1 protein-coding gene is annotated in these 1280 nt (G+C 37.6%); it reads right to left on the reverse strand.

Annotated features, from left to right (window positions below):
- Positions 1–397: 397 nt before the first annotated feature.
- On the reverse strand, positions 398–1180 hold the full coding sequence (locus Q0507_RS09410; RefSeq protein WP_298715395.1) for a basic amino acid ABC transporter substrate-binding protein: 783 nt from the start codon (positions 1178–1180) through the stop codon (positions 398–400).
- Positions 1181–1280: the final 100 nt, after the last annotated feature.

The following is a 1280-nucleotide window of genomic DNA, read 5'->3' on the forward strand; positions in this document are numbered from 1 at the left end:
GATGTAAAAATCATGTGGAAGACCTTTTGCAGGCGTTCCGTAAAATACTGTGCCATTAGGCCTCCTTTTATACGATAGAATACATATTTATTATATAACGAACACTTGGTACCGTAAAAGAGGCAATGCTAGTATAATGGTACCGTAAAAGAGGAAATGCCAGTATATCTGTATCTTTTCTGTTAATATCATATTGATATCGTTTAACTGTTCTCACAATATACTAGCTTATTTCTAATATGCCTATATTTAATACAATTTAATACGGAAGCTTCAGTATGTGTAGTATTTGAGCGCAAAAAATCCCCTCTGAAAAAGATCTGTTGTCACAAATTTTATGTGATGTCTGAAATCTTTCAGAGGGGCTTGTATTTACCCTAAAGCATAAGGATAGATATTATTTTTGGTTGTAATTACCAAACCATTTGTCGTAGATTTTTTGGTAAGTGCCGTCTTCTTTAAGTTCTTTAAGAGCTTTATTAACAGCTTCTTGTAAAGCTTTGTTGCCTTTTTTCACGCCAAGAACTGTGCCTGGGGATTTAGTAGGTTCGCCTACGAGTTTAAGATCTTGATCAGCACCTTGTTTTAGGTAGTACATAGCCACTGCGTTATCGATGATAGCACCATCGATTGTGCCAGCTTTCAATTCCATAAAGATATTAGCATTGGAATCGATTTGTTTTACTGTTGTACCAGGGATTTTTTGAGCCATTTCAACAGGGATTGTGCCGATTTGAACACCTACAGTTTTGCCCGCTAGTTCGTCCATGTTGTGGATGGTAGTGTTATCTTTACGAACAACTGTAATGAAACCGCCTTGGTCGAAGTACACATCGGAAAAGTCCAATACTTTTTCGCGTTCAGGAGTAGCATTGATACCTGCAGCAATCATGTCGATATCGCCAGATTGAACAGCTGGAATCAAAGCATCGAAGCCCATGGATTTGAATTCCATTTTTAGGCCGATTTTTTTAGAAATTGCTTCGGACAAATCAACGTCGAAACCAACATATTTGTCGCCTTCAGTGAATTCGAATGGTGGGAATGTAGTTTCAGAACCTACACGTAATACGCCTTCTTGTTGTGTCATTTTAGGTTTGTCGTTGCCACAACCAGCCAATAACCCCATTGCTGCTACCGCTACGAGGGCGATGGCTGTCAATTTTTTGAACTTAAACATAGTATCCTCCTCAAACATCCATATACATGGTTTATACATTTCTGTTTATATTGTACGGAATTTTACACCAATAGGCAATAACATTGTATAATTAAGAGTA

The organism is uncultured Veillonella sp., from assembly GCF_938010505.1.
Classification (GTDB): Bacteria; Bacillota; Negativicutes; order Veillonellales; family Veillonellaceae; genus Veillonella.